This window comes from Scandinavium goeteborgense, from assembly GCF_003935895.2.
Classification (GTDB): Bacteria; Pseudomonadota; Gammaproteobacteria; order Enterobacterales; family Enterobacteriaceae; genus Scandinavium; species Scandinavium goeteborgense.
Map to the genome: position 1 here is coordinate 3199999 of NZ_CP054058.1, position 16557 is coordinate 3216555.

Consider the following 16557-nt stretch of genomic DNA (forward strand, 5'->3'; position numbering starts at 1 on the left):
GCCCTTACAAGCCTAATGCATATTTCAGTGCCTGTCGTTTGAGTACGCCCGCGCGCTCGGCGGCCATTAAGCCGACGTTACGCAGCATTCTTAGCGGCGCAAGATTATTACTGAAGCTCGCATAGAAAAGATCCATGCCCGATTGCATCAGGTAATTATCTGCCATCCGCCGCGTCTGGTAACGTTTAAGCACCGGCAAACTTGCCCAGTCCTCGCCCTGACTACGGGCATTCTCCAGCACGTCCAGCAGCGCATCGACGTCACGATAGCCAAGATTCACGCCCTGCCCCGCCAGTGGATGAATGGTATGCGCCGCATCGCCCACCAGCGCTAACCCTGGCTGCACATAACGTAACGCGTGACGGCGCGTGAGGGGGAATGCGCCTGCCGCAACGGGCTTGATCTTCCCGAGACGCGCCGGGAAAGTACGCACAATTTCCTGTTCAAGCTGCGCCATCGACAGGGACTGTAGCTGGCGAATGCGCGCCGGGGTGTCGTACCACACCAGCGATGCCCAGCGGTCGAACAGCGGCAGGAAGGCGCGCGGCCCGGCGGGCGTGAACTGCTGCCAGGTGCTGTCGCCTGGTTCGTTTTCGCATTCCACGGTAATCAGCATGCAGGACTGCGGATACTGCCAGGCATGAACGCCGATCCCGGCCATTTGGCGCACCTGAGAATTCGCACCGTCGGCCCCAATCACCAGTTTTGCCTTCAACTCGCTGCCGTCGGTAAAGCCCAGCACGTAGCCATCACTGCCGTACAGCATCGTTTCCAGCGACGCCGGCATGCACAATCTGACATTGTCATGTGCCTCCAGCGCCTGCCACAAGGCGAGCTGTAAAACGTTGTTCTCCACCATATAACCGAGCTCGGGCAGTTTCAGCTCCGCGGCGTTAAACACCACGTGCGCATTTTCCCATTCCCAGGTTTCCAGCTGGCAATAACGATGGGTGCGCATGGCCTGAATCGCCTCCCACACGCCAAGCCCGCGCAGGAGACCGACCGACGACGCGCTGATGGCGGAGATCCGCACATCCGGCTGGCTCGCGGCATCAAACGCGGGCGGTGCCGCCTGTTCAATTACGGTTACGCTGAATCCAAGCTGTGCCAGCCCCAGCGCCAGCGCGCCCCCGACCATCCCACCGCCAACGACGGCGACATCAGTGTGTTGATTGCTCATGGCTCGTTTCCTTAAACCTCAATCCCTTAAGTTTACCGGATTTTTTTGTCCTTTGGGCGCCGGGTGGGTCATACTGGTCACACTCGCCACAAAGCATTACAATACGCGCCCTGCGTTTCCTCGAGCAAAGCTAAGTCGATGACAAAAAAACTCCATATTAAAACCTGGGGCTGTCAGATGAACGAATACGATTCATCAAAGATGGCCGATCTGCTGGATGCCACTCACGGCTATCAACTGACTGACATCGCGGAAGAAGCCGATGTGCTGCTGCTGAACACCTGCTCGATACGTGAGAAAGCGCAGGAAAAAGTGTTCCACCAGCTGGGACGCTGGAAACTTATCAAAGCCAAACGACCGGACGTGATCATCGGCGTTGGCGGCTGCGTCGCATCACAGGAAGGCAAACTGATCCGCCAGCGCGCCCACTACGTCGATATTATTTTTGGCCCGCAGACGCTGCACCGTTTGCCAGAAATGATCAGCTCCATTCGCGGCATGCGCGATCGCCGCAAACCGATCGTTGACGTGAGCTTCCCGGAAATCGAAAAATTCGACCGCCTGCCAGAACCTCGTGCCGATGGCCCGACCGCGTTCGTGTCGATCATGGAAGGCTGCAATAAATACTGCACCTACTGCGTGGTGCCTTACACCCGCGGGGAAGAAGTCAGCCGTCCGTGCGACGACATCCTGTTTGAAGTTGCCCAACTGGCGTCACAGGGTGTGCGCGAAATTCATCTGCTGGGCCAGAACGTCAACGCCTGGCGCGGTGAGAACTACGACGGCAGCATCGGTTCATTTTCCGAACTGCTGCGCCTGGTGGCGGCTATCGACGGCGTCGACCGCATTCGTTTCACCACCAGCCATCCGATTGAATTCACCGACGACATTATCGACGTGTACCGCGATACGCCGGAACTGGTGAGTTTCCTGCACCTGCCGATTCAGAGCGGCTCCGACCGCGTGCTGAACCTGATGGGCCGCACGCACACCGCGCTGGAATACAAAGCCATTATCCGCAAGCTGTATGCCGCGCGCCCGGATATTCAAATAAGCTCTGACTTCATCGTCGGTTTCCCGGGTGAAACTAACGAAGACTTCGAGAAGACCATGAAGCTGATTGCCGATGTGAATATGGACGTCAGCTACAGCTTTATTTTCTCCGCGCGTCCTGGCACGCCTGCGGCAGATATGGTCGATGACGTTTCGGATGAAGATAAAAAGCAGCGTCTGTATATCTTGCAGGAGCGTCTCAACCAGCAGGCCATGGCCTGGAGTCGTCGTATGGTTGGCACCATCCAGCGTATTCTGGTGGAAGGCACCTCCCGTAAGAGCATCATGGAATTAACCGGACGTACTGAGAACAACCGCGTGGTGAACTTCGAAGGCACCCCGGAGATGGTCGGTAAATTCGTTGATGTGGAAATCGTCGACGTCTACACAAACTCCCTGCGAGGCAAGCTTATCCGCACCGAAGCGGAAATGGGCCTGCGCGTGGTGGAATCTCCGGAATCCGTGATTGCCCGTACCCGCAAAGAGAACGATCTTGGCGTCGGTATTTTCCAGCCATGATCCCGTGGCCTGCCCCGTCGGGCAGGCCCTTGCATTTCCCTGCCCTGCCCCCACATCCAATGCAGTGCTTGCGCCTTTAATCACTGGCGTGAATAATTTCCGTATACACGTTCAAAAACGCCCGACGTGGCGCCTGGTAAAAGAGGAACAGCTTGAATACAGAAACCCGTGAAATCACCCTCGAGCCAGCAGACAACGACCGCCTGCTGAGCCTCTGTGGCCCGTTTGATGACAACATCAAACATCTGGAGCGACGACTGGGTATCGAAATCAACCGCCGCGATAATCATTTCAAACTCACCGGACGCGCCATCTGCGTAAACGCAGCGGCAGATATCCTGCGCAGCCTGTATGTCGATACAGCCCCAATGCGTGGCCAGACTCAGGATATCGAACCGGAACAGATTCACCTGGCTATCAAAGAAGCCCGCGTGCTGGAGCAAAGCGCCGACAGCGTGCCGGACTACGGCAAAGCCATCAATATCAAGACCAAGCGTGGCGTGATTAAACCGCGTACGCCGAATCAGGCGCAGTACATCGCCAATATTCTTGACCACGATATCACCTTCGGCGTGGGCCCTGCGGGGACAGGTAAAACCTATCTGGCCGTCGCGGCAGCCGTCGATGCGCTGGAGCGCCAGGAAATTCGTCGCATTCTGCTGACGCGTCCGGCGGTTGAAGCGGGTGAAAAACTCGGCTTCCTGCCAGGGGATCTCAGCCAGAAAGTCGACCCGTATCTGCGTCCGCTGTATGACGCGCTGTTCGAGATGCTTGGCTTTGAAAAAGTCGAGAAGCTGATTGAGCGCAACGTGATTGAAGTTGCGCCGCTGGCCTACATGCGTGGGCGTACGCTCAACGATGCGTTCATCATCCTGGATGAAAGCCAGAACACCACCATCGAACAGATGAAGATGTTCCTGACCCGTATCGGCTTTAACTCGAAAGCGGTGATCACCGGCGACGTTACCCAGATTGACCTGCCGCGCAATATGAAATCTGGCCTGCGCCACGCCGTTGAAGTGCTGGCGGGAGTCGACGAAATCAGCTTCAACTTCTTCCACAGCGAAGACGTGGTGCGCCACCCGGTGGTCGCCCGTATCGTTAACGCCTATGAGGCGTGGGAAGAAGCCGATCAAAAACGTAAAGCCGAGCAGGCCGCCGAGCGGAAACGCGAAGCCCTGGCATCGCAGGAGCAAGAGCACAAATGAGTTCGGTAATTCTGGATTTACAGGTCGCGACCGAGAACGAAAACGGTCTGCCGCAGGAAGCGCATTTCCAGCGCTGGCTGGACGCCACTATTCCGGCGTTTCAGGCAGAGTCGGAAGTGACCATTCGTCTGGTCGATGAGGCGGAAAGCCATGAGCTGAACCTGACCTATCGCGGTAAAGATAAGTCGACCAACGTGCTCTCCTTCCCGTTTGAAGCCCCGCCGGGCATTGAATTGCCACTGTTGGGCGACCTCATTATTTGCCGTCAGGTGGTTGAGCGCGAAGCTGAAGAACAAGGCAAACCGCTGGAAGCCCACTGGGCGCATATGGTGGTTCACGGCAGTCTGCATCTGCTGGGTTACGACCATATCGAAGACGAAGAAGCGGAAGAGATGGAAAGTCTGGAAACAGAGATAATGCTTGCTCTGAACTATGATGATCCGTACATTGCCGAGAAAGAGTAACCTGTGCGGCGGCTAGCCGCCGCGCTGGCATTTTATGCCGCCTAAGGCTGAATTTACGCCAGGCAGTGATCATTCAATTAACATGAGACCCCATACGACGCCATGAGCGACGACAACTCACACAGTAGCGACACCTTAACCAGCAAAAAGGGATTCTTCTCCCTCTTACTGAGCCAACTGTTCCACGGCGAACCTAAAAACCGTGATGAACTTCTGGCGCTGATCCGTGATTCCGGGCAAAACGACCTTATCGATGAAGATACGCGTGACATGCTCGAAGGGGTAATGGATATAGCAGACCAGCGCGTCCGCGACATCATGATCCCCCGTTCTCAAATGATTACCCTGAAACGCAACCAGACGCTGGACGAGTGTCTCGATGTCATTATCGAGTCCGCCCACTCTCGTTTCCCGGTGATCAGTGAAGATAAAGATCACATCGAAGGGATTCTGATGGCGAAAGATCTGCTGCCGTTTATGCGCAGCGATTCCGAAGCTTTCAGCATGGATAAGGTGTTACGCCAGGCGGTGGTGGTGCCGGAATGCAAGCGGGTTGACCGCATGCTGAAAGAGTTCCGCTCTCAGCGCTACCACATGGCGATTGTGATTGACGAATTTGGCGGCGTCTCGGGTCTGGTGACCATCGAAGACATCCTGGAACTGATCGTCGGCGAAATTGAAGACGAATACGATGAAGAAGATGACATCGATTTCCGTCAGCTGAGCCGTCACACCTGGACCGTTCGCGCGCTGGCCTCTATCGAGGACTTCAACGAAGCCTACGGCACGCACTTCAGCGATGATGAAGTCGATACCATCGGCGGTCTGGTGATGCAGGCGTTCGGGCACCTGCCTGCACGCGGCGAAACCATTGACATTGATGGTTACCAGTTCAAAGTTGCGATGGCTGACAGCCGCCGTATCATCCAGGTACACGTCAAACTTCCGGAAGATGCGCCACAGCCTAATCTGGAAGATTAATTTTACGGGACGACAACGCTAAATGGCATTTGCCTCTCTGATTGAACGCCAGCGCATTCGCCTGCTGCTGGCGCTACTTTTTGGTGCCTGCGGAACGCTGGCTTTTTCCCCTTATGATTTCTGGCCGGCGGCGATCGTTTCGCTGATGGGGCTTCAGGGATTAACCCTTAACCGCCGTCCGCTGCAAAGCGCCTGGATTGGTTACTTCTGGGGTCTGGGCTTATTTGGCTCCGGCATTAACTGGGTCTACGTCAGCATCGCGCAGTTTGGCGGTATGCCGGGTCCTGTGAATGTGTTCCTCGTGGTGCTTCTCGCCGCCTATCTTTCGTTGTATACCGGGCTGTTTGCCGGTGTGCTTGCGCGTCTGTGGCCCAAAGCTAACTGGATCCGCGTGGCGATTGCTGCCCCTGCGGTATGGCAAATCACCGAATTCCTGCGCGGCTGGGTTCTGACCGGATTCCCATGGCTGCAGTTTGGCTACAGCCAGATTGACGGCCCGCTGAAAGGCCTGGCGCCGGTAATGGGCGTGGAAACCATCAACTTCCTGCTGATGATGGTCAGCGGTCTGCTGGCGCTGGCGCTGGTCACCCGCAACTGGCGTCCTCTGGTGGCTGCCGTAGTGCTGTTCGCGCTGCCGTTCCCGCTACGCTACATCCAGTGGTATCAGCTGCTGCCTGAGCGCACGACGCAGGTCTCGCTGGTACAGGGCAATATTCCGCAGTCGCTGAAGTGGGATGAGAAAGAACTCATCAATACGCTGAAGATTTATCTCGATGCGACCGAAAAAGTGATGGGTAAATCGCAGCTGATTATCTGGCCTGAGTCTGCGATTCCTGATCTGGAAATCAATCAGCAGCGTCTGCTCAGCATGATGGACGATATGCTGCGCGCCAAAAACAGCTCGCTGATTACCGGGGTGGTGGATTCCCGTCTTAATGCGAAAAACCGTTATGACACCTACAACACCATCATTACGCTGGGCAAAGATAATCCTTACAGTTACAACTCTACCGACCGCTACAACAAGAACCACCTTGTGCCGTTTGGTGAGTTTGTGCCGCTGGAGTCTATTCTGCGTCCGTTGGCGCCGTTCTTCGACCTGCCGATGTCATCGTTTAGCCGTGGGCCGTACGTTCAGCCTCAGCTTTCAGCGCATAATCTGAAGCTGACCCCTGCAATTTGCTACGAAGTTATTCTTGGCGAGCAGGTACGCGACAACTTCCGTCCTGACACCGATTTCCTGCTGACCATTTCTAACGATGCGTGGTTCGGTAAATCGATAGGCCCGTGGCAGCATTTCCAGATGGCGCGGATGCGTGCGCTGGAACTGGCACGCCCGCTGCTGCGTAGCACCAATAACGGTATTACGGCGGTGATTAACCCACACGGTGACGTGCAGGCGATGATCCCGCAGTTCACCCGCGATGTGCTGACCACAACCGTGACGCCGACCACTGGCCTGACGCCGTACGCTCGTGCCGGCAACTGGCCGCTGTGGATCCTCACCGCGCTGTTTGGTTTTGGCGCTCTGGTGATGAGTCTTAGGCAGCGCCGCCGCTAGAACCCTTCTCACATCATGAATACAAACGGCAATCCTTCGATTGCCGTTTTCGTTTAACCCCTCGCCCCAACCCCCATTTCTGGCACGCCAATTGCTTAGTTAATTCAGTGAGCTGCGTAATTTGCCTTAGTGCAACCCGGTCGCACCAGCAGCGCTCAACGATGGCACCCTTTTGGTGCATCAGAGCATTTTTGCCTTAAAACGGTGCGGCGCACTTCGCAAAAACAAACAATAACGCAGCAAAATCTTTACATTAAGCCAAACTAAATGTTAACAAACTGGCTTAACACTGCACACTAAAGTTGCAGGCAATAACAACACAACACTCACATGGGTATCCGTGCGTCACTGACGCTACGATAAGGAGTTGGATATGCAATTACGTAAACTGGCCGCAGCAATGCTGGTGATGGGAATATCCGCAGGCGTAGCGCACGCCGACGACGCAGCACAGGCTTCAGGCCAGAGCACGCTGGACAAGATCGCCAAAAACGGCGTGATTGTGGTAGGACACCGTGAATCATCCGTACCGTTCTCTTACTACGACAACCAGCAAAAAGTGGTGGGCTACTCGCAGGATTACTCCAACGCTATCGTTGACGCTATCAAGAAGAAGCTCAACAAGCCGGATCTGCAGGTTAAGCTGATCCCTATTACCTCTCAGAACCGTATCCCATTGCTGCAAAACGGCACCTTTGACTTCGAGTGTGGCTCCACCACCAACAACCTCGAGCGTCAGAAGCAGGCTTCGTTCTCTGACACCATCTTCGTGGTTGGCACCCGTCTGCTGGTCAAGAAAGGCGGCGCTATCAAAGATTTCGCTGACCTGAAAGGCAAAGCGGTCGTTGTAACGTCCGGGACCACCTCTGAAGTTCTGCTGCACAAGCTGAACGACGAGAAGAAAATGGACATGCGTATCATCAGCGCCAAAGACCACGGCGACTCCTTCCGTACGCTGGAAAGCGGCCGTGCGGTGGCGTTCATGATGGATGACGCCCTGCTGGCGGGTGAACGTGCGAAAGCCAAGAAACCTGACAACTGGGAAATCGTGGGCACCCCGCAGTCCAAAGAAGCTTACGGCTGCATGCTGCGTAAAGACGATCCGCAGTTCAAAAAGCTGATGGATGACACCATCACTCAGGCACAGACCTCCGGTGCAGCGGCGAAGTCGTTCGATAAATGGTTCAAAAACCCAATTCCACCGAAGAACCTGAACATGAACTTCGAACTGTCTGACGACATGAAAACGCTGTTTAAAACACCAAACGACAAAGCACTTAACTAACTAGAACAATGATGGGCGGGCTCGCCTGCCCTCTCGATTGCGAGGAGATACGGACAGACTATATGGTGAAGGGTCGTTCCCCGTTCACCATGAACAATTAATTACCCCACATAGTCCGGGTTGTAGGCAGCTACAGCACGAAGTATGGAAGGTGATAGTTTCCTTAGCAGTCTTAGAGGGTAGCGCTGCTACCCTTTTTTTTTTCGGAGTCCATTTATGTCAATCGACTGGAACTGGGGTATTTTTCTGCAACAAGCCCCGTTCGGCAACACCACCTATCTTGGCTGGCTGTGGAGCGGATTTCAGGTCACCGTGGCGCTGTCTATCACGGCCTGGATTATCGCGTTCTTCGTCGGCTCACTGTTCGGCATTCTGCGCACCGTGCCAAATCGGTTCTTATCCGGGCTCGGCACGCTGTATGTGGAACTGTTCCGTAACGTTCCGCTGATCGTTCAATTCTTTACCTGGTATCTGGTGATACCGGAACTGTTGCCTGAAAACTTGGGTATGTGGTTTAAGTCCGAACTTGATCCAAACATTCAGTTCTTTGTTTCCTCGATGCTGTGCCTGGGGCTGTTTACCGCTGCCCGCGTATGCGAACAGGTGCGGGCGGCAGTTCAATCGCTGCCGAGCGGTCAGAAAAACGCCGGGCTGGCGATGGGCCTGACGCTGCCACAAACCTACCGTTATGTGCTGCTGCCGAACGCCTATCGCGTGATTGTCCCGCCGATGACCTCCGAGATGATGAACCTGGTGAAAAACTCGGCCATCGCTTCAACCATCGGCCTGGTGGATATGGCTGCACAGGCGGGCAAACTGCTCGATTACTCGGCGCACGCCTGGGAGTCCTTCACTGCAATTACCCTCGCTTACGTACTGATTAACACGGTTATCATGCTGGTAATGAATCTGGTTGAACGTAAGGTTCGCCTGCCGGGCAATATGGGAGGCAAATAATGTACGAATTTGACTGGAGTTCTATCGTTCCGTCTATGCCTTACCTGCTGGCAGGTCTGGTTATCACGCTAAAGATTACCGTCACGGCAATAATTATCGGGATCGTCTGGGGTACCCTGTTGGCGGTGATGCGTCTGTCAACCTTCAAACCCCTGGCCTGGTTTGCGACGGCATATGTGAACGTGTTCCGTTCTATTCCGCTGGTGATGGTGCTGCTGTGGTTCTACCTGATTGTGCCGGGCTTCTTGCAGCAGGTGCTTGGCCTGTCGCCGAAAGCCGACATTCGTCTGATTTCCGCGATGGTGGCGTTCTCAATGTTCGAAGCCGCTTACTATTCGGAAATTATCCGCGCCGGTATTCAGAGCGTTTCTCGCGGCCAGGGCAATGCCGCGCTGGCACTGGGGATGACCCACTGGCAGTCAATGAAGCTCATTATTCTGCCGCAGGCTTTCCGGGCTATGGTGCCGCTGCTGCTGACACAAGGGATTGTCCTGTTCCAGGATACATCACTGGTGTACGTGCTGAGCCTTGCCGATTTCTTCCGTACCGCCTCCACCATTGGCGAGCGTGATGGAACCCAGGTTGAGATGATCCTGTTCGCGGGAGCCGTCTATTTTGTTATCAGTTTAAGCGCCTCGCTGTTGGTCAGCTATTTGAAGAAAAGGACCGTGTAATGATTTCCCTGAAAAATGTTTCGAAATGGTATGGTCACTTTCAGGTGCTCAGCGACTGCTCCACGGAAGTGAAAAAAGGCGAAGTGGTGGTGGTTTGCGGCCCGTCGGGCTCTGGCAAATCGACCCTGATCAAAACCGTCAATGGCCTCGAACCGGTGCAGAAAGGTGAAATTCTGGTGAATGGCACGCAGGTGACCCACAAGAAAACGGATCTCGCCAAACTGCGCTCGAACGTCGGCATGGTGTTCCAGCATTTCGAGCTGTTCCCGCACCTGTCGATTATCGAAAACCTGACTCTGGCGCAGGTCAAAGTGCTACGACGTGATAAAGCCGCGGCGCGCACCAAAGGGCTGAAATTGCTGGAGCGCGTGGGGCTTTCTGCTCATGCCGATAAATTCCCGGCGCAGCTTTCCGGCGGCCAGCAGCAACGTGTGGCGATCGCCCGCGCGCTGTGTATGGATCCGGTGGCGATGCTGTTTGACGAACCCACGTCAGCGTTGGATCCGGAGATGATCAACGAAGTGCTGGACGTCATGGTCGAACTGGCGCACGAAGGGATGACGATGATGGTGGTGACTCACGAAATGGGCTTTGCCCGTAAAGTGGCGAACCGCGTTATCTTTATGGACGAAGGCAAGATTGTGGAAGACTCCGACAAAGACGAGTTCTTTGATAATCCGAAGTCCGACCGCGCGAAAGATTTCCTGGCGAAGATCCTGCATTAATTTTTGCAAACGGTGAGGTCTGTTTTTCCTTGTGCGGCCTGCTTTTCCTTGTGCGGTCTGATGCCCTCACCCCGGCCCTCTCCCACGGGGAGAGGGTGCAAACACTAAAACGACAATCTTTAGATTGTCGTTTGCTTTTACCTAGGGCTCAAACGCTTTGCGCTGGAACTGGTCGTGACCGCATTTCGGGCACAGTGGCAGCACGTCGGGCGAATACACCGCTAAATGGAAGTGGCATTTCTCACACACCAGATTGCCCAACCCTACCACTTCCCCGCTGTGATACACCCCATGGTGATTCAAGTCCTGAAATACTTCGCGCCATTCCAGCTGCGTTTTGTCAGTGATATCCGCCAACTCCTGCCAGATACTCTCTTTAATCACCCGCAGAAAAACGCTGTCCTTCAGCTCATCCTGGCTTTCGTTATAGCTGATGGCGAACTCTTCCAGGTCGCGACGAACGGCCCTTGTCAGCTCCTCCACTTCGGTTCGGGTTAACTCCCCGGTCTGACTGACGCGCTGCCGCGCCTGCTCGACCAGCGCGTCAATATCGCGGTCTCCGTTACGCAGGCGTTCGGTTAGTGTCGTCACCAGTTCACGATAATATTGAGCGACCTTGTTCATTGTTTCATCTCCCGGGCGGTTAACGTCCTCTAATGATAGACCTTATTTCCCTATCGCTTTGTCAGCTAAGCCACAGACACGGTAAATAAACGCCAGCCTGGTATGTGCGAAAGGCTGTTTTGACGTGCCCGTTTGGGCTATGCTATGCGGATCTGAATGACCACATCCATTGGCTACGTTTGTAGCTGTATTGAAAACAGGACCACTGGCTGCCATGCAAGAGCAATACCGCCCGGAAGAGATAGAATCGAAAGTCCAGCAACACTGGGACGATAAGCGCACATTTGAAGTGACTGAAGACAACAGCAAAGAGAAATACTACTGCCTGTCGATGCTCCCCTATCCTTCTGGCCGACTACACATGGGCCACGTGCGCAACTACACCATCGGTGATGTGATTGCCCGTTACCAGCGCATGCTGGGCAAAAACGTGCTGCAGCCAATCGGCTGGGATGCGTTTGGTCTGCCGGCTGAAGGCGCTGCGGTAAAAAACAACACCGCACCTGCACCGTGGACCTACGACAACATCGCCTACATGAAGAACCAGCTCAAAATGCTGGGCTTCGGCTATGACTGGAGTCGCGAACTGGCGACTTGCACCCCGGAATACTACCGCTGGGAGCAGAAGTTCTTCACCGAGCTCTACAAAAAAGGCCTGGTCTATAAAAAAACGTCCGCCGTTAACTGGTGCCCGAATGACCAGACCGTACTGGCGAACGAGCAGGTTATCGACGGCTGCTGCTGGCGCTGCGATACCAAAGTTGAGCGTAAAGAAATTCCACAGTGGTTTATCAAAATCACCGCCTACGCTGACGAACTGCTGAACGATCTGGATAAAATGGATCAGTGGCCTGACACGGTGAAAACCATGCAGCGCAACTGGATTGGCCGTTCCGAAGGCGTGGAAATCACCTTTGACGTTGCCGATTATGCCGACAAGCTGACCGTTTATACCACTCGCCCGGACACCTTCATGGGTGCAACTTACCTGGCCGTGGCTGCAGGTCACCCGCTGGCACAGCAGGCTGCCCTTAATAATCCTGAACTGGCTGCCTTCGTTGACGAATGCCGTAACACCAAAGTCGCAGAAGCTGAAATGGCGACGATGGAGAAGAAAGGCGTCGACACTGGATTCAAAGCGATTCATCCGCTGACCGGCGAACCCGTTCCAGTCTGGGCAGCTAACTTCGTGCTGATGGAATACGGTACCGGTGCTGTAATGGCCGTTCCTGGCCACGACCAGCGCGATTACGAATTTGCGACCAAATACGGCCTGACCATCAAGCCCGTTATTCTGAACGCTGATGGCTCCGAGCCGGATCTGTCTGAACAAGCCCTGACCGAAAAAGGCACCCTGTTTAACTCCGGTGAGTTTAGCGGCCTGAGCTTCGAAGCTGGCTTCAACGCCATTGCCGACAAGCTGGCAGCACTGGGCGTCGGTGAGCGTAAAGTTAACTTCCGTCTGCGCGACTGGGGTGTTTCCCGTCAGCGTTACTGGGGCGCGCCAATCCCGATGGTGACTCTGGAAGACGGTACCGTGATGCCAACCCCAGAAGATCAGCTGCCGGTTATCCTGCCGGAAGACGTGGTCATGGACGGTATCACCAGCCCAATCAAAGCCGATCCTGAGTGGGCGAAAACCACCGTTAACGGCCAACCCGCGCTGCGTGAAACCGACACCTTCGACACCTTCATGGAGTCTTCCTGGTACTACGCGCGTTACACCTGCCCTGATTATCAGGAAGGGATGCTGGATTCCGACGCGGCTAACTACTGGCTGCCGGTAGATATTTATATCGGCGGGATCGAACACGCCATCATGCACCTGCTGTACTTCCGCTTCTTCCACAAACTGATGCGCGATGCGGGCATGGTGAACTCTGACGAACCGGCTAAACAACTGCTGTGTCAGGGTATGGTGCTGGCAGATGCCTTCTACTACCTGGGCGACAGCGGCGAACGCAACTGGGTTTCCCCGAAAGACGCCATCGTTGAGCGCGACGAGAAAGGCCGTATCGTGAAAGCGAAGGACGAAGCAGGCCATGAGCTGGTGTATACCGGCATGAGCAAAATGTCTAAGTCCAAAAACAACGGCATCGACCCGCAGGAAATGGTTGAACGTTATGGTGCGGACACCGTTCGTCTGTTCATGATGTTTGCGTCTCCAGCAGACATGACCCTCGAGTGGCAGGAATCTGGCGTTGAAGGCGCTAACCGCTTCCTGAAACGCGTGTGGAAACTGGTTTACGAACACACCGCGAAAGGCCCAACGACTGCGCTGAACGTCGACGCGTTGAGCGAAGATCAGCAGGCGCTGCGTCGTGACGTTCACAAAACCATCGCGAAAGTGACCGATGATGTGGGTCGTCGTCAGACCTTCAACACGGCTATCGCGGCCGTGATGGAGCTGATGAACAAGCTGGCGAAAGCCCCTGCGGAAGAAGAGCAGGATCGTGCTCTGCTGCAGGAAGCTCTGCAATCCGTGGTGCGTATGCTGAACCCGTTCACCCCGCACATCAGCTTCACGCTGTGGCAGCTGCTGGGTGGCGAAGGCGATGTCGACAACGCACCATGGCCAGTAGCCGACGAGAAAGCGATGGTGGAAAACACCACCCTCGTCGTGGTACAGGTTAACGGTAAAGTCCGCGGTAAAGTGACTGTGCCGGTAGAAGCAACCGAAGAGCAGGTTCGTGAACGTGCAGGCCAGGAACATCTGGTCGCAAAATATCTGGATGGTATGACCGTACGTAAAGTCATTTACGTGCCGGGCAAACTGCTCAACCTGGTCGTTGGCTAAGCGCGGGAGGAAGCGTGCGATTTCTGACAACGTTATTGGTATCTCTGGCGGTGCTTGTCACCGCGGGTTGTGGTTGGCACCTGCGCAGTTCGACTCAGGTTCCGGACAACATGAAAAAGATGATTTTTATCTCAAGCGATCCTAACGGACCGTTGAGCCGCTCGGTGCGTAACCAGTTACGCCTGAACGGGATTGAGATTGTTGAAGCCAGCTCGATTCGCCAGGATATTCCATCCCTGCGTCTGGGCGGTGCATCGATTGGTAAAGATACCGCCTCGGTATTCCAGGATGGCAGAACGGCAGAGTACCAAATGGTAATGACCGTCTCCGCCAGCGTGTTGATCCCAGGCCACGACATCTATCCAATCAGCGCTAAGGTTTATCGTTCGTACTTCGATAACCCGCAGCAGGCGCTGGCGAAAGATGCCGAGCAGGAGATCATCATCCAGGAGATGTACGACAAAGCCGCTCAGCAGCTGATTCGTAAGCTGCCAAGCGTCAAAGTGGCGGATGCTGAATCAACCAAAGAGGACGAGCAGTCTGCTACGGATGCTGACGCAACCGAAGCGCCGGCCGAAACTCGCGTCTCCACGACTCTGGGTAACTGATGATTCGGTTGTACCCAGAACAACTCCGCGCGCAGCTCTCTGAAGGGCTGCGCGCGGCGTTTTTACTCCTCGGAAACGACCCCCTTCTGCTTCAGGAAAGTCAGGATGCCATTCGCCACGCGGCGGGAGCTCAGGGCTTTGATGAACACCATACTGTCACGATAGACGCCAGCACCGACTGGAATGCGCTGTTTGCGCTAAGCCAGGAACGCAGCCTGTTCGCCATGCGTCAAACGCTGACGTTGGTCCTGCCGGACAATGGTCCGAATGCGGCCATTAATGAACAACTTGTGGCGCTGATTGGCTTGCTCCATGACGAATTGCTGCTGATTATCCGCGGTAATAAACTGACTAAAGCCCAGGAAAATGCCGCCTGGTATAACGCGCTTTCCGGACGTGCGGCGCAGGTTTCCTGCCAGACGCCGGAGCAAGCACAGCTGCCGCGCTGGCTCGCCACACGTGCCAAACAGCTTAATTTGCAGCTCGATGACGCTGCGAGCCAACTGCTTTGCTATTGCTATGAAGGCAACCTGCTGGCGCTGGCCCAGGCACTTGAACGCCTTTCGCTCCTTTGGCCTGACGGTAAATTGACGCTGCCACGGGTAGAGCAAGCGGTAAATGATGCGGCGCACTTTACGCCGTATCACTGGCTGGATGCGCTGCTGGCGGGAAAAAGCAAACGCGCGTTGCATATCCTGCAGCAGTTACGCCAGGAAGGCAGTGAGCCAGTGATTCTGCTGCGAACCCTTCAGCGCGAGCTCCTGCTGCTGGTGAATATGAAGCGCCAGTCGGTCAATACGCCACTGCGCGCCCTGTTCGATAAACACCGCGTCTGGCAGAATCGTCGGCCGTTGTTTACCGAGGCGCTGAACCGCCTGAGCCCGGAGCAGCTTCGCCATGCGGTGTCGCTCCTGGCGCGAACGGAAGTCACACTTAAGCAGGATTACGGCCAGTCGGTCTGGGCTGAACTCGACGGTCTGTCACTGCTGCTGTGTCACAAAAATCTGCCCGACGTTTTTTTTGAAGGATGATATGACGGCGTTAAAGGCACTCTACGGTGGCACGTTTGATCCCGTACATTATGGTCACCTCAAACCGGTCGAAATTCTGGCAAATCTGATTGGCCTGTCAAAGGTCATCATCATGCCGAACAACGTTCCGCCGCACCGCCCGCAGCCGGAAGCGACCAGCGCCCAGCGTACCGAAATGCTAAAACTGGCTATCGCCGATAAACCGCTGTTTGAACTCGACGAGCGTGAACTGCGCCGCGATACGCGTTCATATACCTCAGAAACACTGCGCGAATGGCGACAGGAACAGGGTCCAACGCAGCCACTGGCCTTTATTATTGGTCAGGACTCGCTGATCACCTTCCCGTCATGGCACGATTACGAAAGCATTCTGGATAATGCGCACCTGCTCGTGTGCCGCCGCCCAGGCTATCCGATGGCGATGAAAGAGGAAGCGCATCAACAGTGGCTGGACCGCCATCTGACGAACAGTGCAGATGATTTACACCGCGCTCCCGCCGGGAAAATTTACATTGCGGAAACACCCTGGTTCAATATTTCCGCCACGCTGATTCGCGAGCGTCTCCAGCAGGGCGAATCCTGCGACGAGATGTTGCCACAGGCCGTGCTGCGTTATATCCATGAAAAGGGGCTTTACCAATAACTTTCCGGGACTTACTGAACGTAAACTCTGCGATATTCCTATTTTCAGCGCCAACCTCCTTCCAGACCATTGACACACCCTGACAGGCTGTTATTCTCCGCAGCCAGACTTGTCCCACCACACTGATTTACAGAAATTGTTTTACAAAAATGGCGATGCAATCATGGCCATTGGGTGGGATGATAGCGCGCCGGTACTGTCCGGCAGGCGACATTTGTCCGACTTCGTCCTGGTTTCAGGTATACTT

General features: G+C 55.1%; 15 protein-coding genes. 13 read left to right on the top strand and 2 right to left on the bottom strand.

All coding sequences use genetic code 11. From position 1 onward, the window contains the following. Positions 1-4: 4 nt before the first annotated feature. The gene (gene ubiF / locus A8O29_RS16265) at positions 5-1180 is read right to left on the bottom strand and encodes a 3-demethoxyubiquinol 3-hydroxylase (protein WP_125355277.1); all 1176 of its coding nucleotides are present in this window, start codon (positions 1178-1180) and stop codon (positions 5-7) included. Positions 1181-1318: 138 nt separating this feature from the next. On the opposite strand from ubiF, the gene miaB reads away from it, so the two are divergent. From miaB to A8O29_RS16310, 9 genes are all read left to right on the top strand, one after another. Then, positions 1319-2752 (top strand): tRNA (N6-isopentenyl adenosine(37)-C2)-methylthiotransferase MiaB, encoded by a 1434-nt coding sequence (gene miaB, locus A8O29_RS16270; protein ID WP_125355276.1) that lies wholly within the window; start codon positions 1319-1321, stop codon positions 2750-2752. Positions 2753-2904: 152 nt separating this feature from the next. After that, on the top strand, positions 2905-3960 hold the full coding sequence (locus tag A8O29_RS16275) for a PhoH family protein (RefSeq protein WP_125355275.1): 1056 nt from the start codon (positions 2905-2907) through the stop codon (positions 3958-3960). Beyond that, a complete protein-coding gene (ybeY, locus tag A8O29_RS16280) occupies positions 3957-4424 on the top strand; it encodes an rRNA maturation RNase YbeY (RefSeq protein ID WP_125355274.1) in 468 nt (155 codons plus the stop codon). Before A8O29_RS16275 ends, ybeY begins: the two co-directional genes overlap by 4 nt. 102 nt (positions 4425-4526) lie before the next feature. After that, on the top strand, positions 4527-5405 hold the full coding sequence (gene corC / locus A8O29_RS16285; protein WP_125355273.1) for a CNNM family magnesium/cobalt transport protein CorC: 879 nt from the start codon (positions 4527-4529) through the stop codon (positions 5403-5405). 22 nt (positions 5406-5427) lie between these two features. Further along, on the top strand, positions 5428-6966 hold the full coding sequence (gene lnt, locus A8O29_RS16290; RefSeq protein WP_125355272.1) for an apolipoprotein N-acyltransferase: 1539 nt from the start codon (positions 5428-5430) through the stop codon (positions 6964-6966). 373 nt (positions 6967-7339) lie between these two features. Beyond that, positions 7340-8251, top strand: coding sequence for an amino acid ABC transporter substrate-binding protein (locus tag A8O29_RS16295; RefSeq protein ID WP_125355271.1), 912 nt, complete (start codon positions 7340-7342; stop codon positions 8249-8251). A 216-nt stretch (positions 8252-8467) separates the two neighbouring features. Then, positions 8468-9208, top strand: coding sequence for an amino acid ABC transporter permease (locus A8O29_RS16300; RefSeq protein WP_133460289.1), 741 nt, complete (start codon positions 8468-8470; stop codon positions 9206-9208). Next, entirely contained in the window at positions 9208-9882 is a 675-nt protein-coding gene (gltK, locus tag A8O29_RS16305; RefSeq protein WP_110510133.1) for a glutamate/aspartate ABC transporter permease GltK, read from the top strand. Before A8O29_RS16300 ends, gltK begins: the two co-directional genes overlap by 1 nt. Beyond that, on the top strand, positions 9882-10607 hold the full coding sequence (locus A8O29_RS16310) for an amino acid ABC transporter ATP-binding protein (RefSeq protein WP_125355170.1): 726 nt from the start codon (positions 9882-9884) through the stop codon (positions 10605-10607). Before gltK ends, A8O29_RS16310 begins: the two co-directional genes overlap by 1 nt. A gap of 141 nt (positions 10608-10748) precedes the next feature. On the opposite strand, the gene A8O29_RS16315 is transcribed toward A8O29_RS16310, so the two are convergent. After that, on the bottom strand, positions 10749-11231 hold the full coding sequence (locus A8O29_RS16315; protein WP_110512407.1) for a zinc ribbon-containing protein: 483 nt from the start codon (positions 11229-11231) through the stop codon (positions 10749-10751). A 214-nt stretch (positions 11232-11445) separates the two neighbouring features. On the opposite strand from A8O29_RS16315, the gene leuS reads away from it, so the two are divergent. From leuS to nadD, 4 genes are read left to right on the top strand one after another with little or no spacing between them, the layout of a single operon-like run. Beyond that, on the top strand, positions 11446-14028 hold the full coding sequence (leuS, locus tag A8O29_RS16320; RefSeq protein ID WP_125355169.1) for a leucine--tRNA ligase: 2583 nt from the start codon (positions 11446-11448) through the stop codon (positions 14026-14028). Positions 14029-14042: 14 nt separating this feature from the next. Beyond that, positions 14043-14636 carry an LPS assembly lipoprotein LptE gene (gene lptE / locus A8O29_RS16325; protein WP_125355168.1) on the top strand — a complete coding sequence of 198 codons (594 nt, stop codon included), beginning with the start codon at positions 14043-14045 and terminating at the stop codon, positions 14634-14636. Then, entirely contained in the window at positions 14636-15667 is a 1032-nt protein-coding gene (gene holA / locus A8O29_RS16330; RefSeq protein ID WP_125355167.1) for a DNA polymerase III subunit delta, read from the top strand. Before lptE ends, holA begins: the two co-directional genes overlap by 1 nt. A gap of 1 nt (position 15668) precedes the next feature. Beyond that, on the top strand, positions 15669-16310 hold the full coding sequence (gene nadD, locus A8O29_RS16335; RefSeq protein ID WP_125355166.1) for a nicotinate-nucleotide adenylyltransferase: 642 nt from the start codon (positions 15669-15671) through the stop codon (positions 16308-16310). Positions 16311-16557: the final 247 nt, after the last annotated feature.